The organism is Porticoccus sp. (assembly GCF_041592135.1).
GTDB lineage: Bacteria > Pseudomonadota > Gammaproteobacteria > Pseudomonadales > Porticoccaceae > Porticoccus.
This window is the reverse complement of sequence record NZ_JBFHQR010000001.1, coordinates 33291-58932: the sequence shown is the minus strand read 5'-3', so window position 1 is coordinate 58932 and position 25642 is coordinate 33291. Positions and strand designations below refer to the sequence as shown.

Annotated in this window: 21 protein-coding genes; 1 reads left to right on the top strand and 20 read right to left on the bottom strand. The window is 57.5% G+C overall.

Annotation, left to right across the window (positions count from 1 at the left end):
* Positions 1–151 precede the first annotated feature (151 nt).
* The 3 genes from kdsA to tilS form a co-directional block, all read right to left on the bottom strand.
* Positions 152–1009, bottom strand: a complete 858-nt coding sequence (gene kdsA / locus ABY948_RS00280; RefSeq protein WP_461480493.1) for a 3-deoxy-8-phosphooctulonate synthase — start codon at positions 1007–1009, stop codon at positions 152–154.
* 3 nt (positions 1010–1012) lie between these two features.
* Positions 1013–2638, bottom strand: coding sequence for a CTP synthase (locus ABY948_RS00275; protein ID WP_461480492.1), 1626 nt, complete (start codon positions 2636–2638; stop codon positions 1013–1015).
* A gap of 182 nt (positions 2639–2820) precedes the next feature.
* Positions 2821–4149 (bottom strand): tRNA lysidine(34) synthetase TilS, encoded by a 1329-nt coding sequence (gene tilS / locus ABY948_RS00270; RefSeq protein WP_461480491.1) that lies wholly within the window; start codon positions 4147–4149, stop codon positions 2821–2823.
* 305 nt (positions 4150–4454) lie between these two features.
* On the opposite strand from tilS, the gene ABY948_RS00265 reads away from it, so the two are divergent.
* Entirely contained in the window at positions 4455–5774 is a 1320-nt protein-coding gene (locus tag ABY948_RS00265) for a sigma-54-dependent Fis family transcriptional regulator (RefSeq protein WP_461480490.1), read from the top strand.
* 44 nt (positions 5775–5818) lie between these two features.
* Here the strand turns inward: ABY948_RS00265 and ABY948_RS00260 are convergent, their stop codons facing one another.
* The 17 genes from ABY948_RS00260 to tsf all read right to left on the bottom strand — a co-directional run bounded on the left by ABY948_RS00260 (position 5819) and on the right by tsf (position 25554).
* On the bottom strand, positions 5819–6769 hold the full coding sequence (locus ABY948_RS00260) for an acetyl-CoA carboxylase carboxyltransferase subunit alpha (RefSeq protein WP_461480489.1): 951 nt from the start codon (positions 6767–6769) through the stop codon (positions 5819–5821).
* 93 nt (positions 6770–6862) lie between these two features.
* A complete protein-coding gene (dnaE, locus tag ABY948_RS00255; protein WP_461480488.1) occupies positions 6863–10357 on the bottom strand; it encodes a DNA polymerase III subunit alpha in 3495 nt (1164 codons plus the stop codon).
* Between the two features lie 63 nt (positions 10358–10420).
* A complete protein-coding gene (locus ABY948_RS00250; protein ID WP_461480487.1) occupies positions 10421–11950 on the bottom strand; it encodes a wax ester/triacylglycerol synthase family O-acyltransferase in 1530 nt (509 codons plus the stop codon).
* Between the two features lie 233 nt (positions 11951–12183).
* Entirely contained in the window at positions 12184–12795 is a 612-nt protein-coding gene (rnhB, locus tag ABY948_RS00245; protein WP_461480486.1) for a ribonuclease HII, read from the bottom strand.
* Positions 12795–13943 carry a lipid-A-disaccharide synthase gene (gene lpxB, locus ABY948_RS00240; RefSeq protein ID WP_461480485.1) on the bottom strand — a complete coding sequence of 383 codons (1149 nt, stop codon included), beginning with the start codon at positions 13941–13943 and terminating at the stop codon, positions 12795–12797. The genes rnhB and lpxB overlap by 1 nt, the downstream gene beginning before the upstream one ends.
* Positions 13944–13957: 14 nt before the next feature.
* The gene (gene lpxA, locus ABY948_RS00235; protein WP_461480484.1) at positions 13958–14734 is read right to left on the bottom strand and encodes an acyl-ACP--UDP-N-acetylglucosamine O-acyltransferase; all 777 of its coding nucleotides are present in this window, start codon (positions 14732–14734) and stop codon (positions 13958–13960) included.
* Between the two features lie 4 nt (positions 14735–14738).
* Positions 14739–15173: a 3-hydroxyacyl-ACP dehydratase FabZ gene (gene fabZ, locus ABY948_RS00230; protein WP_461480483.1), complete on the bottom strand. Its 435-nt coding sequence runs from the start codon at positions 15171–15173 to the stop codon at positions 14739–14741.
* Positions 15174–15213: 40 nt separating this feature from the next.
* Entirely contained in the window at positions 15214–16227 is a 1014-nt protein-coding gene (gene lpxD, locus ABY948_RS00225; RefSeq protein WP_461480482.1) for a UDP-3-O-(3-hydroxymyristoyl)glucosamine N-acyltransferase, read from the bottom strand.
* Between the two features lie 26 nt (positions 16228–16253).
* Complete coding sequence (locus ABY948_RS00220; protein WP_461480481.1) at positions 16254–16769, bottom strand: OmpH/Skp family outer membrane protein; 516 nt, start codon at positions 16767–16769, stop codon at positions 16254–16256.
* Between the two features lie 30 nt (positions 16770–16799).
* Positions 16800–19127 (bottom strand): outer membrane protein assembly factor BamA, encoded by a 2328-nt coding sequence (gene bamA, locus ABY948_RS00215; protein ID WP_461480480.1) that lies wholly within the window; start codon positions 19125–19127, stop codon positions 16800–16802.
* 40 nt (positions 19128–19167) lie between these two features.
* The gene (gene rseP / locus ABY948_RS00210; RefSeq protein WP_461480479.1) at positions 19168–20523 is read right to left on the bottom strand and encodes an RIP metalloprotease RseP; all 1356 of its coding nucleotides are present in this window, start codon (positions 20521–20523) and stop codon (positions 19168–19170) included.
* Positions 20523–21707 carry a 1-deoxy-D-xylulose-5-phosphate reductoisomerase gene (ispC, locus tag ABY948_RS00205; RefSeq protein ID WP_461480478.1) on the bottom strand — a complete coding sequence of 395 codons (1185 nt, stop codon included), beginning with the start codon at positions 21705–21707 and terminating at the stop codon, positions 20523–20525. Before ispC ends, rseP begins: the two co-directional genes overlap by 1 nt.
* A 3-nt stretch (positions 21708–21710) precedes the next feature.
* Positions 21711–22535: a phosphatidate cytidylyltransferase gene (locus ABY948_RS00200; RefSeq protein WP_461480477.1), complete on the bottom strand. Its 825-nt coding sequence runs from the start codon at positions 22533–22535 to the stop codon at positions 21711–21713.
* A 10-nt stretch (positions 22536–22545) separates the two neighbouring features.
* Positions 22546–23304 carry a polyprenyl diphosphate synthase gene (gene uppS, locus ABY948_RS00195; protein WP_461480476.1) on the bottom strand — a complete coding sequence of 253 codons (759 nt, stop codon included), beginning with the start codon at positions 23302–23304 and terminating at the stop codon, positions 22546–22548.
* A gap of 27 nt (positions 23305–23331) precedes the next feature.
* Positions 23332–23889 (bottom strand): ribosome recycling factor, encoded by a 558-nt coding sequence (gene frr / locus ABY948_RS00190; protein ID WP_461480475.1) that lies wholly within the window; start codon positions 23887–23889, stop codon positions 23332–23334.
* Positions 23882–24619: a UMP kinase gene (gene pyrH, locus ABY948_RS00185; RefSeq protein WP_461480474.1), complete on the bottom strand. Its 738-nt coding sequence runs from the start codon at positions 24617–24619 to the stop codon at positions 23882–23884. The genes frr and pyrH overlap by 8 nt, the downstream gene beginning before the upstream one ends.
* A gap of 71 nt (positions 24620–24690) precedes the next feature.
* Positions 24691–25554 carry a translation elongation factor Ts gene (gene tsf, locus ABY948_RS00180; protein WP_461480473.1) on the bottom strand — a complete coding sequence of 288 codons (864 nt, stop codon included), beginning with the start codon at positions 25552–25554 and terminating at the stop codon, positions 24691–24693.
* Positions 25555–25642 lie beyond the last annotated feature (88 nt).

Genomic DNA, 25642 nt, shown 5'->3' with positions numbered 1-25642 from the left:
GAATCACGTCTGCTTCCACGGTGGGGTTGCCCCGGGAATCCAGTATTTCGTAGGCGCGGATGTCGGTAATTTTGGTCATCTAGTTCTCCCTCAAACATTTACAGCGGCGACCTGGCGCGGCCACTGTACTTAAAAAACCGCTTCTCCAGGGCTAGCTGATTTGCAGTGCCGGCTGGGATTTGATCAGTTCATCAATTGCTTTCACCTGGGCCAGGAACGGCTCCAGCACATCCAGCGGCAAGGCGCTGGGACCATCGCATTTCGCCCTGTCGGGATCGGGATGGGCCTCCAGAAACAGTCCGGCCAGGCCCACCGCCATACCGGCGCGAGCCAGCTCCGCCACCTGGTGGCGGCGACCGCCGGAGGCGGCACCCATGGGATCGCGACACTGCAGGGCGTGTGTCACATCGAAAATCAACGGCAAGCCACCACTCACCTCTTTCATGGTGCGAAAGCCGAGCATATCGACCACCAGGTTGTCGTAACCGAAGCTGGCACCGCGCTCGCAGAGCATGATCCTGTCATTGCCGCACTCGCGGAACTTATCGACGATATTGCCCATCTGGGAGGGGCTGAGAAACTGCGGCTTCTTCACATTGACGACCGCACCGGTGTCCGCCATCGCCTTGACCAGATCGGTCTGGCGGGCCAGGAAAGCCGGCAACTGGATCACATCGCAGACCTCGGCCACCGGCTGGGCCTGGTGCACTTCGTGGACATCGGTAATCACCGCCACGCCAAAGGTATTTTTGATTTCCTCAAAGATTTTCAGGCCGGCTTCCATGCCCGGGCCGCGGTAGGAATGGATGGAAGAGCGGTTGGCCTTGTCAAAGGACGCCTTGAACACGTAGGGAATGCCCAATCGGCTGGTCACGTCCACATAGTGCTCGGCCACCCGCATGGCAAGATCGCGGGATTCCAGCACGTTCATGCCGCCGAACAGCACGAAGGGGCGGTCGTTGCCGACCCCGATGCCGTTGACGTCGATCGTCACACTGGAGACGGCCATGGCTCAGATCTCGCCGGCGTGGTGCAGCGCCGCCTTGACAAAGCTGCTGAACAGCGGATGGCCGTTGCGTGGGGTGGAGGTGAATTCCGGGTGGAACTGGCAGGCAAAAAACCAGGGGTGTCCTGGAATCTCGATGGTCTCCACCAGGGTTTTACTCTCAGACCAGCCGCCGACTCTCATGCCCGCCTGTTGCAGCTGCGGCACGTATTTGTTATTGACTTCGTAGCGATGGCGGTGGCGTTCCAGAATCACATCGGAGCCGTAGACCTCGCGGGCCATGCTACCTTCCACCAGGTAACTATTCTGGGCGCCCAGACGCATGGTGCCGCCCAGATCGGAATCTTCGGAACGGGTCTCGACACTGCCGTCGATATCCACCCACTCGGTAATCAGACCGATCACCGGATACGGGGTGTCCTGATCAAACTCGGTGCTATTGGCGCCGTCCATGCCACAGACGTTGCGAGCAAATTCAATCATCGCCACCTGCATACCCAGACAAATACCCAGATAGGGAATATTGTGGGTGCGAGCATGGTTGACGGCCTTGATCTTGCCCTCGACACCGCGCACCCCGAAACCGCCCGGTACCAAAATGGCATTGACCCCGGTCAGCAGGGACATATCGGTATCCAGATCTTCCGAGTCGATGTAGCGCACATTGACCTTGGTCTGGTTGCGGATGCCAGCGTGGATCAGCGCTTCGTTAAGCGACTTGTAGGCATCCAGCAGCTCCATGTACTTGCCCACCATGGCGATGGTGACCTGATGCTGGGGATTAAGCTGGTTATCCACCACCCAATCCCAGGCGCTGAGGTCCACCTCGCTGTATTCCAGATGCAGCTTTTCCATCACAATCTTGTCGAGTTCGCGTTTCTGCAAATCCCGGGGAATGGCGTAGATGGTGCGGGCATCGAGCAGCGGTACCACCGCGCGCTCTTCCACGTTGGTGAACAGGGCAATCTTCTTGCGCTGTCCTTCGTCCAGCTCCACTTCGGAACGACACAGCAGAATATCCGGCATCAGGCCAATAGAGCGCAGTTCCTTGACGGAGTGCTGGGTCGGCTTGGTCTTGGTCTCACCGGCGGTGGCAATGTAGGGCACCAGGGTGAGGTGAATCAGGATGGAACGGCTGGAACCCAGTTCCAGTTTCAACTGGCGCACCGCCTCCAGAAAGGGCTGGGATTCAATATCCCCCACCGTGCCGCCGATTTCGACGATGGCCACATCGTAGCCCTCGCCACCGGCCAGCACCCGACGTTTGATTTCGTCGGTCACATGGGGAATCACCTGCACGGTGCCGCCCAGGTAATCGCCGCGGCGCTCTTTGCGCAAAATGGTTTCGTAAATCTTGCCACTGGTGAAATTATTGAGCTTGCTCATCTTCGATGAGAGGAAGCGCTCGTAGTGGCCCAGGTCGAGATCCGTTTCAGCACCGTCTTCCGTCACGAACACTTCACCGTGCTGGAAAGGACTCATGGTGCCCGGATCGACATTCAGATACGGATCCAGTTTGAGGATGGTAACACTCAGTCCGTGGGCCTCAAGAATCGTGCCGAGTGAGGCCGAAGCGATACCCTTCCCCAAAGAAGATACAACACCGCCCGTAACAAAAATATAACGCGTCATCTAGACCCTTCCGAACACTTTGAAGACTACTTTGAAAAATGCCGAACCCACACCTCATGAAAGGTATGTTATTGATAAATCATGCAAACTTGGCTACGGGTTAGAACAACTGCAGACCGGCGCCCATCCACTTCAAGATGGGATGTCAGACTACCAGAAAGCTGCTGTGCGCTCAATGCGAATTACTCGGGAAATGACCATTCAATGACAGTGCCGGACTGAGCCGGAGCGGCGGCAAAACCTTCACAAATCCACAGATCCGCCACGACAGCCAACGCGCCATCAACGTAAATCAGCGGCACCCGATCCCGCAACCAGGGTTCCAGACCGTATTCCAGGAATAACTTTTTCAGTGTGTTGGAGCCACTGCGCCCCAGTGGTTTGCAGCGCTCACCGCCCCGCCGATAACGAATTTCCACCTTGGCGTCGGCGGGGAAAAACACCCCCCTTCCGGGCACAACACTGACCTCCAGTCGACTGCCATCCGGCAACACAAGCGGCCCGGAGGGGTCCCAGGCAATCGTTTCGGAAGGCGGCATTGGCGTCTCACCAGACCTCGGCAGCAAGTAAAGGCGCCGCCGGAACCGCCGCAGCTGTGCCCCACTCCAGCTGACCAGCGGTTCAGCATCCTCCCTGGCGGGTAACAACTCATTCAGGATTGCATCCACCGCCCGATGTCCCGGACGGGGCAGATGGTGATGGCCGGGCCAATAATGCAGCAGATTGGCCTGACGCAGTTCGTCGAGCCCCTGCAATGCCTCCAGGTCGACACTCCAGCCGAGCCGCTCGGGGCGCTCGCAGACCCCCATCAGGTCCTGTGCCGCCAGCATGGCCACCAACTGTTCATTGTCCCGGCATCGCGAAGCGCTGTGGGCAATCCGGCTGGCGTAATCGGGCCAGCGCTCTGCCAGCGGAGGCAGCAGCCGATGGCGAATGAAATTGCGATCAAATGCCGTTTCGTCGTTGCTTTCATCCTCCACCCAGACCAACTCATGTTGTTCGGCATAGGCTTGTAATTCCCGGCGCGTGAAATTGAGCAACGGGCGCAGCAGTTCGCCCGCGCCCAGCGCACGGCTGACGGGAATACCGGCAAGGCCGCGGGGTCCACTGCCCCGCAACAGCCGGTAGAGGACTGTTTCCGCCTGGTCATCGGCGTGGTGCCCCAGCAACAACAGTGAAGAGGGCTGCAGGTATTGTTCAAACACCTGGTAACGGGCCGCCCTGGCCGCGTCTTCGAGACCTCGCCCCGCAACGTTGACTGACACCTTTTCCAGCGACAGATCGACGCCCAGATCCCGACAGCGCGCCAGGCAGTGCTGTTGCCATTGCTCGGCATGGGGAGATAATTGATGATTGATATGGATAGGCGTTACGCCCCCTGACCCCAGTAACCTCACCAGGGCGTGCAGCAGCACATGGGAATCGAGACCTCCGCTATACCCCACATAACAGCGCTCTGCGCAGTGCAACCTGGGGAGGAACGGAGCCAGAGAGTCGGGAGTAAAGGCCATAAATACCGGTGGAGCAGAGATGCTGGTAAAGTACCGGTTAACACCACCTATGGCAAGGAAACGCTCCAGGCAAAATGTCGTCCGGATACTGAGGCCACAAAGTCAAAACAAGTCGCCAACCGGTGCCGCCATATAATGGCCAATCGGTCGGAAACACTGATAAACAGTGCGCTTATGAGACGTAATCGACATTTCAGTGTCTATACTTCTAAGCAAAGGGACATGGCGGGAACGCGTTGGTTAGCCTGAAAATCTAACAGCCTATCGGCGCCGTAATAAATGATGTACTCAGCCCGGAGGTGTCGATGTCCACAATTAAGTTCGACACGGTAGAAGATACAACCACCAAGCGTGGCGCGTTAACTCTTGAAGGATTGCAGGAGGAGAACGACTTTTACCGTGGCAAAGGTGGCATCAGTGAAGAAAACCGAGCCTATGGCTTCAAGCCCGCTTTCTACGATATGGAAAGCGGCACTGTCTACGACTCCAAATTCGCCAACGGCCACGAAGCCCCCATGCACGTGCTGGATGGGCTGCCGAACGATGTGGTGGCATCTCGGCTCTCCGACGGCAAGGTAACTGCAGTCCGCCCCGGCATCATTTCCGGTTTTGTACAACGGGGTCATTTTTATACCCGGGAACAGGCGGCGCTGGCTACCGCGCAAATGCGCGACCGCACCCAGATGCTCAGCAACCCACAGCAACACAACCAGTTGCTGGCCGCCTGGGAAAAATTTCTGGTAGACGAGGAATACCCGGGCGACTTCATCAGGCCGGTAGTGGGGGATTCCTGGCGCAGGTGTTACGAATCCCAGACCGACCCGGAATTGCAATATGCGCCCCTTCTCTCCGACTCGGATCAACTGGAACATCGCCGGGTTATTCAGGCGGACTTACTGAAAGCCGCCCACCCGATATTACAGAGGGCGTCACAGGTCCTGTTTCGTACCGACAGCCTGATCCTGCTGGCCGATGCAGAGGGTCTGATTCTCGATGTCAAGGCAGATGAAGGGGTGCTCAGCCAAGCCCGGGACATCAACCTTGTACAGGGGGGCGTATGGGATGAGAAAACCGCCGGCACCAACGCTGTCGGTACCGCCCTGGCAGCGGCCGAACCGGTGCAACTCTACGGTGCGGAACACTTTTGCGCCGGGATCAAGCACTGGACCTGCTCCGCGGATGTAATCCGCGATCCCCACGACGGCAAGGTGCTGGGCGCCGTGGATCTGTCGGGCCTGACAGACACCTACCAAAGCAATGCGCTCGATTTTGCCATCATGGCAGCCAGGTTGATTGAATCCAATCTGGCCAAAGACTATTTCCATTCGCGCCAACAGGTGATCGAAGCCACCCGCACCATGTTCCTCGGCTGGAAAACAGAGGGGCTGCTGGCTTTCGATCGTCGGGGCAGACTGGTGCGCGCCAACCAACAGGCCCACCCCACCCTCAAACTACTGGGCGCCGATTTGGTGTTGAGTCCACAGTGCCGACTGCCGGCGCTGGATCTGGAACTGCCCCTGTCCAAAGCCAATATGCCAGTCTGGCTCGAAAAACAACTGACGCTGCCCATCGAGCTGCACCACAACATAGTGGGAACTCTGGTGGTCTTGTCCGCGCAGCACTGAAATGGTTGGGCCCCGTGGAAGCGCCCTGGGCAAGGGTTAACCTATCAGGAATTGCCGTAATTCATCAGCCGCTGATAGCGCTTCTCAAGCAATTCATCAAGGGGCACCGCCTGCAGTTGGTCAAGCTGAGCTGACAAGCGCTCGCGCAGGGTGGCGGCCATGGCATCAATATCCCGGTGGGCGCCGCCGAGGGGTTCCGGGATAGTCTCATCGATAATGCCCAAATCCAGCAGCACGGAAGAGGTCACGCCCATGGCTTCAGCGGCATCCGGTGCTTTTTCCGTGGTCTTCCAGATGATATTGGCACAGCCCTCCGGCGAGATCACAAAATACGTGGCGTACTGCAGCATATTCAGATAGTCACCCACGCCAATGGCCAGTGCGCCACCGGAACTGCCTTCACCGATCACCGTACAGATAATGGGGGTTCTGAGCCGCGACATCACCGCCAGGTTCTGAGCAATCGCCTCGCTGATGCCCCGCTCCTCGGAATCGATGCCGGGATAAGCCCCGGGCGTGTCGATCAGGGTCAACACCGGCATTTTGAAGCGCTCGGCCATTTCCATCAGGCGCATGGCCTTGCGATAACCTTCCGGCTTGGGCATACCGAAATTGCGAAAGACTTTTTCGTTAACCCCACGGCCCTTTTCCTCGCCGATGATCATCACCGGCTTGCCATTGAGTCGGGCAACGCCACCGACGATGGCCCTGTCATCGCCAAAGTGACGATCGCCGTGCAGCTCTTCGAAATCCGTGAACACTCGTCTGATGTAATCCATTGAATACGGGCGTTGCGGGTGGCGGGCCACCTGGACAATTTGCCAGGGCGTCAGGTCAGAATAGAGTTTTTCTGTCAGCTTTTGACTCTTATCCCGCAGTTTCACCACCTCGTCGGTAATATTCACTTCATTGTCGTTACCGACCAGTTGCAGTTCTTCGATCTTGGCTTCGAGTTCTGCAATGGGTTGCTCGAAATCGAGATAATTCAGATTCATAGGGCCCGCTTTTCCATGGTGTTCAAGATGAGTTCGACTCCGCTCTGGAGGATTGTCAATTGTACTGACAGCACAGGGTAATTCCTACCCGGATTAAAATCTCAACTGTACGCCGCCGTTGCCAAACAGGTCGCGCAATTTGTGCAGCAGGTCGTCCTCCGGTGCCACAGCCCACTGCTCACCGAGGGCAATTTCACCCGCCGCCGAATCCGAACGGTAGTGGATTCGCACCGGACAGCTACCCTCGCGATAGGGGGACATGATATCCGCCAATTGCTCCAGGCAGGCTCCGCTCAATCTATCCCGATGGAGCTGGATAGCGATCCCCTTGAGGTAATTGGCCCGCGCCTCAACTAAATTGCGCACCGATTCAGCGCGCATTTTCAGACCACCGGTGTAGTCGTCCTCGGACACCTGCCCTTCCAACACCAACAGGGCATCCTTGTCGATCTTCTCCCGATGCGCGCGGAAAATATCCGCAAAGATGGCCACTTCAATGCGACCGCTGCGGTCATCCAGCGTAATCACCGCCATATTGTCACCGCGCTTGGTTTTGATGATGCGCATGCCCACCACCAGGCCGGCCACCAGCTGCGCTTTTTTATCCGGCTTCAGGTCCGCGATGCGAGCACCGACAAAATGTTTGAGTTCATCCAGGTATTCATCTACCGGATGGCCGGTCAGGTACAGGCCGAGGGTATCCTTCTCACCCCGCAACCGCTCTTTGGCGCTCAGGCTGCGCTGGTTGCGAAAGGCCTGATACCCTATTTCGGGGGCACTCTCCTTCGGCGTGGCACCAAACAGATCGGACATGCCGCAATCGGCATTGCGGGAGTGCTGTTCTGCCATTTTCACCGCTTCCTCCATCGCCCCGAGCATCACGGCGCGGCGGTAGCCTATCTCGCCTTCCGGGCCAATGGTGTCCAACGCCCCGGAGTGAATCAGCGCCTCCAGGGCTCGTTTGTTGACCCGGCGCGCATCCACCCGGGCACAGAAATCAAACAGATCCCGGAATGGGCCACCCTCCTCCCTGGCCGCCATGATGCTGTTCACGGGGCCCTCGCCGAGCCCCTTGATCGCGCCCAGGCCGTAGATCACTTCCTCGGCATCCGACACGGTAAACATAAAGTGACCGCGGTTCACATCCGGGGGCAGCACCGCGAGTTTCATTGAGCGGCACTCCTCGATCAGGGTGACCACTTTGTCGGTGTTCTGCATATCCGCCGACAACACCGCGGCCATGAACTCGGCAGGATGATGCTGTTTCAACCAGGCGGTCTGATAGGCCAGCAGCGCATAGGCGGCGGAATGGGACTTGTTAAAACCGTAACCGGCAAACTTTTCCACCAGATCAAAAATTTTAATAGCGAGGTCGGGATCTATGCCCTGCTTCCTGGCACCCTCTTCAAAAATCTCCCGCTGCTTGGCCATTTCCTCTGGCTTTTTCTTGCCCATGGCGCGGCGCAGCATATCCGCGCCACCGAGGGTGTAGCCGGCCAGCACCTGGGCGATTTGCATCACCTGTTCCTGGTAGACAATGACGCCGTAGGTCGGCTCCAGCACCGGTTTCAGGCTCTGGTGCTGGAACTTGGAATCCGGGTAGGCCACCTCCGCCCGGCCGTGCTTGCGATTGATGAAGTCGTCCACCATGCCCGATTGCAGCGGACCCGGGCGGAACAGCGCCACCAGGGCGACAATATCTTCAAAACAGTTCGGTTCCACCCGCTTGATCAGGTCTTTCATGCCGCGGGATTCCAACTGGAATACCGCCGTCGTTTCCGCCCGCTGCATCAGTCCGTAGGTGGCGGGATCATCGAGGGGGATCGCCCCAATCGCCACCGCCGGGTCACCGGCCGCCAGACGCCGCTGATTCACCATTTTCACGGCCCAGTCGATGATGGTCAGGGTGCGCAGGCCGAGAAAGTCAAACTTCACCAACCCCACCTGTTCCACATCATCCTTGTCGAACTGTGTCACCAGCCCGTCCCCGGCTTCGTCGCAGTAGAGCGGCGCAAAATCCGTCAGGGTGGTGGGGGCGATCACCACGCCACCGGCGTGTTTGCCGACGTTGCGGGTAACACCCTCCAGCTGCAGGGCCATTTCCCAGATTTCCTGGGCCTCCTCGTCGTTGTCGAGGAATTCTCTCAGCACCTCTTCCTGGGCAACGGCTTTCTCCAGGGTCATGCCGATATCGGGCGGAATCATTTTTGACAGCTTGTCCGCCAGGCCGTAGGACTTGCCCTGTACCCGGGCCACATCCCTGACCACCGCCTTGGCGGCCATGGTGCCGAAGGTAATGATCTGGGACACCGCGTCGCGACCGTAGCGGTCCGCCACGTAGGCAATCACCCGGTCGCGATTATCCATGCAAAAGTCGATATCGAAGTCCGGCATCGATACCCGTTCCGGATTGAGAAAGCGTTCAAACAGCAGGTCGTATTCGAGCGGATCCAGATCGGTAATTCCCAGCGCGTAGGCCACCAGGGAGCCGGCGCCGGAACCCCGGCCGGGCCCCACGGGAATATCGTTGTCCTTCGCCCAGCGAATGAAATCCATCACGATCAGGAAGTAGCCCGGAAAGCCCATCTGGATAATGATGTCCAGTTCGAACCGCAGACGATCCAGATAGACTTGCCGCTGTTGCTGGTAATCCGTAGCGCTGCTGTCGAGCAAAGTCGACAGTCGCTCATCCAGCCCATCCCAGGAGACTTTTTCAAAGTAGCCGTCAGTGGTCATGCCCTCGGGAATCGGGTATTCGGGCAAAAAATACTCGCCGAACTTCAGCTCCAGGCTGCAGCGCCGGGCAATTTCCACGGAGTTTTCCAGCGCCTCGGGGATGTCGCTGAACAGCTCCATCATTTCCGCCGCTGAGCGCAGGTATTGCTGCTCGCTGTAACGGCGTTCCCGACGGGGGTCGTTCAGCACCCGCCCCTCGCCGATACAGACCCGCGCTTCATGGGCGTCAAAGTGTTCAGCCTCGAGAAAACGCACATCATTGGTCGCCACCACCGGGCAGTCAAAAGCGGCTGCCAGCGCCACGGCCCGGTGCAGGTAATCCTCCTCGCCGCCGCGACCGGTGCGGGTCAATTCCAGATACAGCCGATCCGGGAATTCACGCTGCCATTCGCTCAGCAATTGTTTGGCCTGGTCGTCCTTAGCGCTCAGAAGCGCCTGGCCGACATCGCCAAAACGACCGATCAAGACAATCAGCCCTTCCGCGGCCTCACTGATCCAGTGGCGCTGCACAAAGGGTTTTCCCTGCACCTGGCCCTCCTGAAAGGCGCGGGAGATGATGCGCGTGAGATTGCGGTAGCCCTGATGATTCATCACCAGCAGGGTGACCGTGAAGGGATTGCCATCGGGCACGACACTGGCGACCTGCAGGTCGGCGCCGCAGATAGGCTTCACGCCCGCCCCCTGAGCGGCCTTGTAAAACTTGACCAAGCCGTAAAAATTACAGACATCGGTGAGTGCGACAGCCGGCATGGCCAGCTCCGCCACGCGCTTTACCAGGGGTTTGAGACGTACCATGCCATCGACCAGGGAATATTCACTGTGCAAACGGAGGTGGACGAACGACGGTTCCATAAATTCTGTTTTCTCTAGCGCGGATCAGGGGTGCAGGCCCAGGGGCACTGCGAGTTGATTAGTCTATGCTTGCCCCGTTTGCCTGGCGCGTCCGCGACTGGCTCCCGGTGTGCGCTTGGCGGTTTTCGGGATCCGCACCTTGTGAATCACCTCGCCTTCAGCGTCTTCACACTGATTGGTGGCGGCGCATTTCAGTTCACTAAAAGAGCGCTCCCAGCACTGCTCCATAAACTCCGGGTCCGGCAATACATCCCGGTCGGACTGGAAGGACACGCTGATCCGGCCATTGTAACTGACCGCGTTGAACATCAGTGTCAGCCCCTCTACCAGCGGCGCCAGGGCAGACACATACACCAGTTTGGCACCGCGCATGTACAGGGGTATCTGCGGCCCCGGCACATTGGTCAACACACAGTTGCCGATGGCCGCCAGGGTCTTGCGGGACAAATGACTGTGGGTGGCGACCCCAATCCCCAGCGCCATGGTAAAGGAGGGCATATGCTTGGTGATATCGGTCATGTCCTTGGCGCCATGGGCATGTTCCAGTGCCGCGCTGGTGGAAGTGTCCCATTGAATGGCTTCCAGGCGCTCCAGGGGATCGGACACCTGGGTGTGCAAGGGTGGCGTCATCAAGGCCAGCTTATCCGCATGATTGTTGCCGTTGTCATTCTGGCGAACGGGAACAATGGCGCGCAGCGAGTGGTAGGGTAATTCTTCCTTGGCCTGGAGATAGTAGTGCAGTGCACCGCCACAGAGCGCCAGCAATACGTCGTTGATGGTCGCCCCACTCACCGCATTCTTGATCGCCTTGATATCATCCAGACTCCATTCCACACCGCCAAATACCCGATGGGGTGAAACATGATCGTGGTTAAAACGGGTTTCCGGTCTCACCACGGTTTCCTCTGGCTCCATATCCCGCCTGCGGGTTTTTTCGAGCAACATCTTGCCGAGCGAGGGAATGGCATTGATCAGATCAAAAGCGGTTTCAAAGTTGTGCTTAACGTTATTCAGCAGGGTGTTGATCACCAGGTTCTTCACCGGCGGTTTGGGACTGGGGGTCCAGCTCTGCTCCTCAACTCCGCCAGCTGCTTCTGCACTCTTGTCGTGGAATAGACTCGCCAGGTCAATGGCAGCGGCGCCGTCGATGGCACAGTGGTGCACCTTGGTATAAATGGCAAAGGACCCTTTCGGCAGCCAGGGGATGTTGTCCAGCCCCTCAATGACGTACATCTCCCAGAGGGGTTTTGACATATCCAGTGGCCGCGAATGAAGTCGCGAAACCAGTATTGAAAACTGTCGCCAATCACCGGGCTTGGGCAGTGCCAGATGGCGCACATGGTATTCCAGATCAAAATTTTCATCGTCGACCCAATAGGGATGATCGACATCAAAGGGCATACGCATCAATTTGGAGCGGAACACATGGGAAATGTGCAAACGCTCCCGGATGTGCTCCAGAATGCTTTTGAATCTGACCCGGTTCTGCGGCGCCGTGGATTGGTCGTAGACGTAGAGCAAGCCTAGATGTCCCGGGGTGGAAGGTGTCTCGGCATATAAGTAGACTGCATCGTGACCGTTAAGCTGTTTCATGGGGCGTTCCTTGAGTGCGCTGGAAAGACCACAGGCCGCAGGTCGATGATCATGCGACCAGGAAGCAACAGAGGCAAAGGCATCCCGCTATTTCGGGGGTCTTACACAGCCATCGCCAGAAAACCAACTGCACACAGCAAAGCAATTGCCGTGTGCTCCGGAGCGGTACCCACCTAGCATAGCAAACTATTGCGCCGGAAATACCCGGGGCCGGCTCAAAAGGCCGGATCAATTCAGCGAAGTTGCCGTTGGCTGGCCGCCAGCATGCTCCGAACGGGGTCGAAGGATCGCCGATGAATGGGACAGGGCCCGAGCTGCGCTATCGCCTCCCGGTGCTGCGCAGTACCGTAACCCTTGTGAGCGGCAAACCCATAGCCCGGGTACTGTTGATCAAACTGGCACATTTCAGCATCGCGACAAACCTTAGCCAGTATCGACGCGGCACTGATTGCTGGAACCAGTGCATCACCTTTTATCACCGTTTCACTGGTATAGCGCCAGCGCGGCATGCGATTGCCGTCCACCGCCACATATTCTGGCTCGACGGCCAGCCCGTCAACCGCGCGCGCCATGGCCATCAGGGTCGCCTGGAGGATGTTATAGCTATCGATTTCCGCTACAGAAGCCCTGGCAATATGCCAGTACAACGCCTTCTCACGAATCTGCTCGGCCAACTGTTCACGGCGGGTCTCGGAGAGCTGTTTGGAATCGGCCAATCCCTGAATAGGCTGGCGGGGATCGAGAATAACCGCCGCCGTCACCACATCTCCCGCCAGCGGTCCCCTGCCCACCTCATCGACACCGGCCAGCAGTTCACCGCGGTATGCCAATTGAAACCCAGCCATCACCGAGGTGCCCCGATCAGCTCACTGAGTGCGGCGGCGGCGGCGTCACTGCCACCGTGACGCAACGATTGATGCAGCTCACAAAAGCGCTGTTGCAGGTGCGACACCTGGTCTGGCGCCAGAAACAACTGATTAACGGTCGCAACGAGATTTTCCACGGTGGCCTGATCCTGCAGCAACTCGGGCACCAGGGTTTCCTGGGCGAGCAGATTGGGCAATGACACCCAATCCACCTTCAGCATTCGGGAAATCAGGGCGTAAGTCCACTTGCCGATGCGATAACTCACCACCATCGGTTTTTTCAGCAACATCGCCTCCAGCGCGGATGTCCCCGAGGACAGCAACACCACATCTGCGGCACTCATGGCCAGATGTGATTGTCCCGACAACAATTGGCAATTCAGGTCGGGGTATTGCGTCAAAAGCTGTTGCAGCTGAACTTTTCGCTCGTCGTTGGCCGCCGGAATAAGTAGTTGCAAATCAGTCACAGCGTCGCGACAGCGGTTGGCCGTGTCCAGAAAGAGTCGGCCCATGGCATCCACCTCCGAGGCGCGACTGCCCGGCATCAGGGTGAGCACCCTGGCGCCCTCAGCAATACCCAGCTGCTGCCGGGCCTGCTGGCTATCCGGTCGCAACGGGATTTCTTCCGCCAGGGGGTGGCCGACACAGGTCACCGGCACGGCGTGCTCGCGATAGAAATCCGCCTCAAAGGGAAACAGGGTAACCATCAGATCCACGGCGCGGGCAATCTTCCTGATTCTGCCCTGACGCCACGCCCACACGGAGGGGCTGACATAGTGGGCTGTCTTGACACCCCGCTTGCGGAGCTTCAGCTCCAACCCGAGATTGAAATCGGGCGAGTCAATGCCGATAACCAGATCAAAATGATGGTTGAGAAAGTGATGGAATAGCGCCCGGCGGATGCCAAGCAGTTCCGGCAATCGTTTTAGTGGCTCGACCAGGCCCATTACAGACAGGCGATCCATGGGAAACAGTGAATGAAATCCCTCGGCCAGCATTTTGGGCCCACCGATGCCCTCGAACAGGGCCTCGGGGTAGCGGGCGCGCAGCGCCTTCAGTAAACCGGCGCCGAGCTGATCACCGGAAGCTTCACCGGCGACCACCCCTATTTTGATTTGCCGGCTCATGGAAGCTGGCGTGGCTAGCGCAGCAGTCCGCGGGAGGACGCGCGGACAGTGTCAATCATGAGCTGAACGGCCGGTTGCTCTGCGGCAAGCAATGCCATTTTCTCCAAAGCTTCGTCCAGCGGCAGGCCCTGCCGATAGAGAATCTTGTAGGCCTTTTTAATGGCAGCGATTTGGCCTTTGTCGAAGCCCCTGCGCCGCAACCCTTCACTGTTGATGGTTTTCGGTTCACTGGGGGTTCCGGCGGCCATCACGTAGGCCGGCAAGTCCTGGGTCAAATAAGCGCCAGCGCCAATAAAACTGTGGGCGCCGATGGAAACATACTGGTGGATCAGAGCATAGCCCGAAATGATGGCCCAATCCCCCACCTGAACATGACCGGCCAGGGAGGCATTGTTCACCAGGATACAATTGCTGCCCACATTGCAGTCATGGCCGATATGGACATAGGCCATTAGCAGGTTGTCATCGCCGATGGCGGTCAGGCCGTTGTCCTGAACCGTGCCCCGATGGATCGTCACCCCCTCCCTGATGGTGTTGTTATTCCCGATTTCGAGACGGGTGGGTTCACCATGATATTTCAGGTCGGGAGTATCTTCACCGATGGTGGAAAATTGAAAAATGCGGTTGTTCTGGCCGATGGTGGTCAATGCCCTGACCACCACGTGGGAGTGAATGACAGTGCCCTCACCAATTTTGACGTCGGGACCAATCAGGGTCCAGGGGCCGATAACCACATCCTTTCCCAGTTCGGCACTGGGGTCGATAATCGCACGGGGATCAATTTGAGACATAGACTCAGGAAACTTTTAGCGCACAGAGGATGGTCGCTTCGCAAGCCAGCTCACCGTCCACGGTGGCGCGGCACTTGAAGCGCCAGATGGTGCGTTTGACGGAATCGATTTCCGCCTCGAGCATCAGCCGGTCACCGGGTATCACCTGACGCTTGAAACGTACGCCATCCACACCGGCAAACAGGTAGAGTGCGTTGTCATCAGCATATTTGTCTGCCGTGACGAAACCCAGTACGCCGGCAGCCTGGGCCATGGCCTCAATAATCATCACGCCGGGGAAAATGGGTGTATTGGGAAAATGGCCATTAAAGACATCTTCATTTCCAGTGATATTTTTATAGGCAAGAATACGTTTACCCGGATCCAGCTCAACCACACGGTCAACCAGTAAAAAAGGGTAACGGTGCGGCAAGCGCTGTTTAATTTCATTAATATCCATCGGCTTTTCTCAAATCCAGCAAAGTTCGAAACAGCGTTAGTTACAATTTTTTTTCCAGTTCCCTGATCCGGTTGGCCAGCTCATCGAGTTGGTTAAAACGAACAGCATTTTTCTTCCAGTCCTTGGTCTTGCTGAACATGGTGCCTGATGAATAGGATCCAGGTTCTGTCAGTGACTTGGTCAGAACCGCTGCAGCCGTCAGATGGACGCCGTCGCACAGGGTCACATGCCCTACGGAACCCGCTCTAGCCGCAAAAATACAGTTCTTGCCGACCACGGTACTTCCAGCCACCCCGGCATAACTCGCCATGGCGGTATTTTCGCCGATATGCACGTTATGGGCGATCTGCACATGGTTGTCGAGAATGACTCCATCCTCAATCAGGGTATTACCCAGTGCGCCGCGATCGACCGTGGTACAGGCACCGATTTCAACCCGATTGCCGATCACCACCGATCCCAACTGGTGAATTTTCACCCAGCTCCCTTGATGCGGGGCAAAACCAAATCCGTCGGCACCAATGACGGCACCGCTGTGGATAGTGACACCATTCCCAATCAGGATTCCGTGGTAAATACTGACGTTGGCGGCAATACGGCAATCGGCACCAATAATCGAGTCATCACCTATGGCCGTACCAGCGCCGATGCGGCTGTTGGGACCAATAACAACCCTTTCCCCGATGACCGCCTGTGGACCAATGGATGCAGTGTCATCGATTTTGGCAGTGGACGCCACCACAGCGCTGTCGTGGATACCGACCGGCATGACAGGAGCGCTGTCAAACAATGCGGTAGCCAGTGCGTAGCCCAAATAGGGGTTTTCCATCAGCAAGGCGTTGCCGGCAAACTCTTCCGCCATGCGCGGCTGCAGGATAACGGCAGCCGCGGAGGTGGTATCGAGATAGCGCCGATAAACCGGGTTGGCCAGGAAACTTAGTTGATTGTCCCCGGCCTCGCCCAGGCTGTTCAACCCCGTCACGGTAAGGGTTGGATCGCCGCGCACTTCGGCACCGATCCGATCAGCCACTTCTGCCAGCCTGTAACTGACCATCTCCCCTCGCCCGCTGCGATCCGAAATTACTGGGTTTTCTTGTTCAGGCGATCGGTCAGCTTTGCAGTGACGTCAAGGCTCGGCGCCGCCGTGACGACAGCCTCGGCACTGATCAGCAGTACAATCCCCTCCTCGTCTATCAGCTCCTGGAGCGCTTCGCCGGCTTTGGGACGCAGTTCCTGAACGATACTGTTTTGCAGCGCCTGCTGGTCGGTCTGAATTTTACGGGTAGTCAACTCCAGGTCTGCGCGCAGGAACTCCATTTTTTTCTGCGCTTCCGTCGCCTGTTCTGTAGACCAGGTCATACCCTTGGTATCAATTTCCTGCTTCAGCGCCTTCATATCCGCTACAGTTGACTCGTATTTTGCCGACAGCGCAGCATAACCAGACTCGCCTTTCTTCTGTTTCAGACGGTTTTTTGCCACCTCAGTAGCGAAAATGGCCTTGCCAAAATCAACTACCGCAATATTACCCTCTGCGGCCAGCACAGATGAGGTGAAGCTGACAGCCAGAGTAATCAACAACAATTTTGCTATACGCACACTAGGTCTCCGTTCGGTTTAACTGATGGTCTAAAAAGTCTGCCCAAATTGAAATTGGAATATTTCTTCTTCGTCTTCATCTCCGGCATTCAAGGGCTTGGCAAAGCTGACGGTAATGGGACCAAAGCCACTGATCCAGGTTCCACCTATGCCGACGGAATAACGGAGTTCGCCCAGGTCCGGTTCCTGACAGAGAGCCTCGTCCTTATCGCCACAATCGGTATCAAATACGTTTCCGGCATCCAGGAAAACGGCGAACTGCATGCTTCTTTGATCCCGAATAAAGGGCAGGGGAAACAACATTTCGACACTGCCCTCAACCAGCACGTTGCCACCAAATGGATCGTCGTCGTTGTCAAAGGGATTGTCGGGGTCGGGGGTTTCGTGTGGGCCCAGGGTATTCTTCTTGAAGCCGCGAACCGAACCCCATCCGCCGCCAAAGAAGTTCTTGAAGAAGGGCAGGCGATCTCCGGAGCCGTAACTGTCGCCATAGCCCAGGTCCGTTCTCATCCGCAGGGTATAGTCATCTGTCAGCGGGCGGAAATATTGTCCCGCATAGGAGGTTTTGAAGTATTCCAGGTCACTCCCGGGCACCGCAACTTCCAGGCTGACACGATGCGATACGCCAGCGGTGGCCATGGTGCCCCGGTTCAGCGTGGAATAGCCCCAGTTGATACTGGTGGTAAGGGTGGTGTAATCCTCACCATTCTGGTCCACAAAATCGAGAATTTCCTCAGACGGAAAGGAGCCAACATCGAGTGAGAGGGCTTCCAGGCCCAGGCCCATACCAATACTGGAAAATTCCGAGATGGGATAAGCGAACGTCAAACTGCCGCCCATACTGTCAGTCGTGTAATTGGAAACGTTCACTTCCTCGTAATCGGTACTGCGGGCAAAGATGGAAAAACCGGCACTGATGCCGTCCCGGGTGAAGTAGGGATCGGTGGCGCTTAACGAGATATTGGTCTGATAGGCACTGCGATTCAAGGCGATGCCAACGTTGTTACCCGTGCCCAGAAAGTTCTGTTCACGGATGCTTCCCCCCAGTGTCAGGCCATAGGTTTGCGCAAAGCCGACGCTGGCGCCGATGCTGCCGGACGGTTGTTCCTCGACGGTATAGATCACATCCACCTGGTCATTGGTACCGGGGACCTGCTGGGTATCCACTTCCACTTCCTTGAAAAACCCCAGTCGATTGAGGCGGTTTTTCGAGTGCTCGATTTTCGCGGTGGAAGCGGAAGCACCTTCCATCTGGCGCATTTCGCGGCGCAGTACTTCATCCATGGTTTTGGTATTGCCGCGGAATTCAATGCGCCGCACATAGGCCCGTTTGCCGGGGTTGACGAAGAAGGTTACGTTGGCCGTTTTATCTTCTTCATTGACCTCCGGAATGCCTTTCACCTCGGCAAAGGTGTAACCCTCATTACCGAGACGCTGGGTGATCAGCTCAGAGGTATTGGTCATCAACAGCTGGGAAAAGGTCTGATCTTCCTTCAGCACGATCAGCCGACGGATTTCCGCTTCCGAAACCACCAGGTCTCCCGCCAGCTGAATCTGGTCAACCTTGTAGGCATCCCCTTCGTTCAGGTTCACGGTCACAAACACCGACTTGCGATCGGGACTGATCGCCACCTGGGTGGAATCGATGGCAAATTTCAGGTAACCGCGATTCAAATAAAAGGATTCGATCCGCTCCAGATCACCGGACAGCTTTTCCCGCGAATACTTGTCATCGTTGAAAATCCAGGACAGCAGGCCGGTGGTCTTCAATTCAAACAGGGACAGAATGTCGTCGCGACTAAAGGCGTGGTTGCCCACCACGTTGATGTGCTTGATGGAGGCGACCTCACCCTCATCAACCACAATACGTACCGCCACGCGGTTGCGGGGCAGCTCCTCGATATTGGGTGTTACGGTGGCACCATAACGGCCCTGGGCAACGTATTGGCGCTCCAGCTCCTGGGACATTCCCTCCAGGATTGACTGGCGGAAGATCTGTCCTTCGGCCAGGCCGTTGTCACGCAATGCCTTGAGCAAATCCTCTTCGGGGATGGCCTTGTTTCCCGACAGGGTAATCTCGGCCACGGCGGGGCGCTCTTTGAGCGCGACGATCAGAATACCCCCGTCCCGGGAAATGCGAATATCTTCAAAATAACCGGTTCGAAACAATGCCCGGGTTGCTCTGCGGATGGTATCTTCATCAATCAGGTCTCCCACACTGAGGGGCATGGAAGCGAACACCGTGCCGGAAGAAACCCGCTGCAGGCCATCGATGCGAATATCCTCGACCTGAAACACATCCGCCCGAGCGGCTAAAGCAAACAAAAAAAGGCACAGCAACAGATAAAAGTGTTTCATTGGAAACCGGTATTCTCTCGATTCTTGTTCGTTGTGGCAGTTACAGTCGCATCAGGTCATTGTATAGAGCGAGCAACATCAACCCAATTACCAAAAACATCCCGATCCGAAAACCCATCATCTGGATTTTTTCGGATACAGGCCTGCCTTTCACTGCCTCGATGATGTAATACATCAGGTGGCCGCCATCCAGAACCGGGATGGGCAGCAAATTCAAAACGCCCAGGCTGACGCTCAAGAAAGCCAGAAATCCCAGATAGGCCGTCAGTCCATATTGAGCAGAAGCGCCCGCCACTTTAGCAATGGTGATGGGTCCACTCAAGTGTTTTGCGGAAATCAGCCCCACCAACATCTTCTTGACAGAATCGAGGATTAATACCGAGGTGTTCCAGGTCTGGGAAAGCCCCTGCCCCAGGGCTTCGAACAGGTTGTAGTCAGATTGGCGAATCATTTCTTTGGGCCATTCGGGAACGCGCACGCTCATCCCGACCTGGCCAATTTTGGCCCCGTCCTCGGCGACGGAAGCCTTCGGCACCACGGTGGTTTCAATACGATCCTCACCCCGCTTGACCAGCAAGCCGATCTTCTGCCCGGGTCTGGCACGCACATAATTCACCCAGGTCGACCAATCGGGCATGGGTTCACCATCGGCGCTCAGAATCTGGTCGCCGGACAACAACCCGGCGCGGTCAGCCGGATCGCCCGGAACGATCTCTGCGGCGACGGGCAGGATTTGTGGTGAATAGAGGACAATGCCCAGGCCGGCAATGGGATCGGGCTGTTCCGCGTCATTCAGCCAGTCACGCAATTCCCCCTGATATTCGTACTGCAGACTGTCCTCAGGCAATTTGACCCTGAAGCTGATGGGGCCGCTCTCCCCTATACGCCTGACCAATCGCTCATTGAGCGCCTGCCAGGTGGGAGTCGGTTCACCGTCCACCGCGACGATTTCCTGTCCGGCTTCAAGTCCCGCCCGTTCCGCCACCGAATTGGGTTTGAGCGAGCCGATTACCGGGGCTATGCCGGTAACCCCCAAGGCATAGACAACCCAGTACAGCAGTACGGCGAGGATAAAATTGGCCAGCGGGCCCGCTGCCACCACGGCCATCCGCTGCCACACAGGCTTGCGGGTGAAGGCGTAGGGCAAATCGGCCTCTGGCACATTGCCCTCGCGCTCATCGACCATGCGCACATAGCCGCCAAGGGGCAGGGCAGCCAAAACGAACTCGGTGCCCAAACGGTCGCGCCAGCGGAATAGCGGTGTGCCAAACCCCACGGAAAATCGCAGCACTTTGATGCCACAGCGGCGCGCAACCCAGAAGTGACCAAATTCGTGAAAAGTCACCAGCACACCCAGTGCCACCAGGGTGAAAAATACTGTCTGTAGTAACGCCATTAACCCTTCCCGGTCAGCTGCACAATAACCTCTTCAGCGCTTCGACGCGCCATTTGATCGCACGATTGGACAGCCTCGAGCGAGTCCGGTTCAGTGATTTCCACCCGATCGAGTACCGCTGAGACCACCTCGGCAATACCGGTGAAAGGCAATCGACCTCCGAGGAAAGCCGCAACGGCCACTTCGTTGGCCGCATTCAGCAGTGCCGGGGCACTGCCACCGCGGCGCGCGGCTTCCATCGCCAGTTGCAAACAGGGAAAACGTTGCAGATCCGGTGCGGCAAAATCCAGCCGCGCTGTCCGGATAATATCGAGACTGGCGACCCCGGATACCACGCGCTCAGGCCAGGCCATGGCATGGGCGATGGGTGTGCGCATATCGGGGTTGCCGAGCTGGGCGAGGATTGAACCGTCCACATACTCCACCATGGAGTGGATAACGCTCTGGGGATGAATCACCACTTCTATTTCTTCGGGGCGCAAATCGAACAGCCAGCAGGCTTCGATCAGCTCCAGCCCCTTGTTCATCATGGTGGCGGAGTCCACCGAAATTTTTCGACCCATTTGCCAGTTGGGATGAGCACAGGCCTGATCGGGGGTCATGGCGGCAAGACTGTCCAGCGGCACACTGAGAAATGGGCCGCCGGAGGCTGTCAACAATACCCTGCGCACCCCGCCCCGCTGCCCCGGGCCGTAGGTGGTCGGCAAACATTGGAAAATGGCATTGTGCTCACTGTCGATGGGCAGCAGTGTGGCTTGCGCAGAGCGCACGGCATCCATAAACAGGCCGCCGGCCATCACCAGGGATTCCTTGTTTGCCAACAGCACCTTTTTTCCCGCCTGCGCGGCGGCGAGGGTCGGCCGCAAACCCACCGCACCGACAATGGCCGCCATGACCATGTCGACCTCTGGCGCAGCCGCCAGGTCGCACAGGGCCTGCTGGCCAAAAACCACTTCGGTAGCGAGGCTCAGGGAGCGCAATTTCCCGCTGAGTAGCGCAGCAGATTCCCGGTCAGCCACCACCGCGTAGTTCGGCTTGAACTGACCACACTGGCGGGCCAGCTTATCCAGTTGGCTGTGACCACTGAGGGCGAACACCCGGAAGCGATCCGGATGCCGCGCCACCACATCCAGCGTATTTTCACCGATGGAGCCGGTGGCCCCTAAAACTGTCAGGTACTGCATGGATTAAAGCTGTACCCCACTGACAATATAAATGAGCGCAAACACCGGCAATGCGGCAGTCAGGCTGTCCATGCGATCCAGCACCCCCCCGTGACCGGGCAAAATACTGCCACTGTCCTTGAGGCCCCGGTGTCGCTTCACCATACTTTCAAGCAAATCGCCGAGCACCGACACCAACACCGTCACCATCACCACCCCGCCAAACAGCGCCCATTCCCGGGCCGGTAGTTGCAACCAGAGGCCCAGGACAGCCACCAATAACACATTGGCCAGCACGCCCCCGAACAGACCTTCCAGGGTCTTCTTAGGACTGACGCTGGAGGCCAGGCTGTGGCGGCCAAAACGGCGCCCGCTGAAATAGGCACCGATATCTGCCAGGGCAACAATCGCCACCACCAGCAGAATTATCCAAGGACCATTGCCGCCATGAATCAGCAACACCGCAGCCACCCAGGTGGGCAGCAGCACCAACAGGCCCATCAGTGCACGCACCGCGCGACTGCCCCACAGAATGGCGCTGGAGGGATAACCCTGTACCCAGAGCAGTGCCAGTGCCCACCAGGGAGTGGTGAGAACCAACAGGTCATGCCCTTTATCTATCAGGGGCGTGCTCCCCGGCGCGAGCCCCAGGCGGACGGCGGCGGCCAACAGGCATCCCGCCACGGCGGCGACATAGGCCAGGCGAAGCGACTGGCGGGACAACCCGGCGAGATCGGACCACTCCCAGGCGGCGTAAACCACCACCAGTCCGATCGCCAGGGAAAATCCGAACGGACTGAGCAGAAACAGCGTCGCCAGAAACAGCACTGCCATCAGCAATGCCGTCATAATTCGTTCCTTAAGCACGTCGGCTGCGCTCCTCGTGCTGGTCGTCCCGCTTGCCAAAGCGGCGCTGGCGCTGGTAGTAGTTAGCAATGGCGGCATCGAAGGCGGGGCCATCGAAATCGGGCCAATAGCAGTCGGCAAAATAAAACTCAGTGTACGCCATATGCCAGAGCAGGAAATTGCTGATGCGCTGTTCACCCGCGGTGCGTATGCACAGATCGGGGGGCGGCAGGTCCTTGAGGCACATTTGTTGCTGCATCAACTGCTCCGTAATATCCTCTGGACGCAGTCGACCGGTCTGCACCTGGCGGGCAATGTTGCGGGCCGCCTCGGTAATTTCCCAGCGCCCGCCATAATCCACGGCCAGCACCAGGGTCCGCTCCCCACCGGCTGTCGACGCCTCGCTGTCGGCGATCAGTGACTTTAATTTGTCAGTGAAATTATCCCGGCGACCGATAAACCTCAGGCTGATCCCCCGCTCCACCAATTGCGGGACTTCCTTGCGCAGGTAGGAGCCGAGCAGCGACATCAGCGCTCTCACTTCGAGCTCAGGCCGTTTCCAATTTTCACTACTGAAAGCAAACAGGGTGACGACGTCAATGTCGTGTCGCTGACAGGCATCGAGCACATCCCTGACTCGCTCGACACCAACTTCGTGGCCGGCTGTACCCGGCAGGCCACGCTCGGTGGCCCAGCGGTTGTTGCCATCCATAATGATCGCCACATGGCGCAGTGGATGGCAGGGTACTGACTGGTCAGGTGATTGGCTCATGGTGGCGCGGCTTTTCGTCAAACGGGATCAGATTTCCATCAAATCCACTTCTTTAACGGACAGCGCCTTGTCGACCTGCTGGATATATTTGTCGGTAATTTTTTGTATGCTTTCCCCGGCGCGGCGTTCATCGTCCTCACTGATGTCCTTTTCCTTGAGCAGTTCCTTGATGTCGGACAGCACATCCCGGCGAATGTTGCGGATGGCGATGCGGGCGTTTTCCGCTTCGGCCTTGGCCTGCTTGATGAAACCTTTACGGGTCTCCTCCGTCAGGGCGGGCATCGGCACGCGTATCAGCTCACCGGTGGTGACCGGGTTTAGCCCCAGGTCGGATTTCATGATGGCCTTCTCAACCTCGGGCACCATGCTTTTCTCCCACACGGAAATGGACAGGGTGCGGGCATCCAGCACGTTGACGTTGCCCACCTGATTGAGGGGCATATCCGAACCGTAGTAGCTCACCATCAGGCCATCCAGCAGGCTGGGGTGCGCCCGGCCGGTGCGGATTTTGTTAAAGGCATGTCCAAGGGCTTCAATGCTCTTGGCCATACGCTGTTCTGCATCTTTTTTAAGATCTTCAATCATCAAAACTCTCCTCGATCAGGGTGCCCTCGTCACCGCCGACCACGATATGCAGCAACGCGCCGGGTTTCGACATGCGAAATACCCGCAATGGCATGTCGTGCTCTCGACACAGGCAGATGGCAGTCAGGTCCATGACACCCAGTTTTTGCTGCAGCGCGTCGTCGTAGGTCAACCGGGTATACATGGTCGCGCTGGGATCTTTCATCGGGTCGGCGGAGTATACACCGTCCACCTTGGTCGCCTTCAGAACGATTTCGGCACCGACTTCTATGCCGCGCAGGCAGGCGGCAGAGTCGGTGGTGAAAAAGGGATTGCCGGTTCCGGCGGAGAAAATCACCACGTCGCCGCCAGCCAGGTAGCGAACCGCGGTGCGGCGATCATAGTGCTCCACCACCCCACTCATGGGGATGGCTGACATCACCCGGGCGGAAATATTATTGCGATCCAGGGCATCGCGCATGGCCAGGCCATTCATCATGGTGGCCAACATACCCATGTGGTCACCGGTAACCCGCTCCATGCCGGCGGCGTGCAATGCCGCACCGCGAAACAAATTGCCACCGCCGATCACCAGCCCCACTTGCACTCCGATGCCGACCAGTTGGCCAATCTCCAGCGCCATGCGATCGAGCACTTTGGGATCAATGCCAAAACCCTCTTCACCCATCAACTCTTCGCCACTCAGCTTGAGCAGAATCCGTTTGTACTTTTTATCTTTGATACTGGGCATGTAATCGGTACTCCGGAATGGGAAAAAATTCGGCGTATATAATAACGGGGGCCGCAGCCCCCGTCTTCAGGTCATTTGGCCGCGCCGACCTGGGCCGCCACCTCAGCGGCAAAATCCACTTCCTCTTTCTCGATACCCTCTCCCACCTCAAAGCGGGTGAATGACAGCACGTCGGCACCGGCATCCTTGACCAGTTTGCCCACCTTGACGTCCGGGTCTTTGACAAAGGGCTGTGCCACCAGGCTGGATTCTGCCAGGAACTTGCTGATACGGCCTTCGATCATCTTGGCGATGATCTCTTCCGGCTTGCCACTTTCGCGGGCTTGCACCGAGAAGATTTCGCGCTCCTTGATCAGCAGCTCTTCCGGCATATCTTCCGGCTTGACCACCTGGGGATTGACCGCCGCCACATGCATGGCGACATCTTTGGCCAATTCGGCATCGCCAGCGGTCAACGCAGCAAGCACCCCAATACGGTTGTTGCTGTGCACGTAGCTGCCAACCAGCGGGGCTTCCAGCAGCACCACGCGGCGCACGGAAATATTCTCACCAATCTTCTGCACCAGCGCCTGGCGCGCTTCTTCCACGTCTGCTGCCAGCACCGCGGCATCCGCTTGCTTGTCGGCAAACGCTTTTTCCACCACGGCATTTACAAACGCCATGAAGTTATCATCCCGCGCGACGAAGTCGGTTTCGCTATTCACTTCCACCAACACGCCGTAGCTGTTGTCAGCGGCCACTTTGACGGCGACCACGCCTTCAGCAGCGGTGCGACCGGCTTTTTTGGCGGCCTTCATACCACTGGACTTGCGCAGATCATCAATCGCTTTTTCGATATCGCCATCAGCCTCAACCAGGGCCTTCTTACATTCCATCATGCCGAGGCCAGTGCGCTCGCGCAGTTCTTTTACCAGAGATGCAGAAATTGCTGCCATCTGTGAATTCCTCTCGATCGTTCTGTTTAGCTGGAAAAAAGGGGGCATCGCCCCCTTTTGATTTCAATGACACCCACAGAGATGTGGC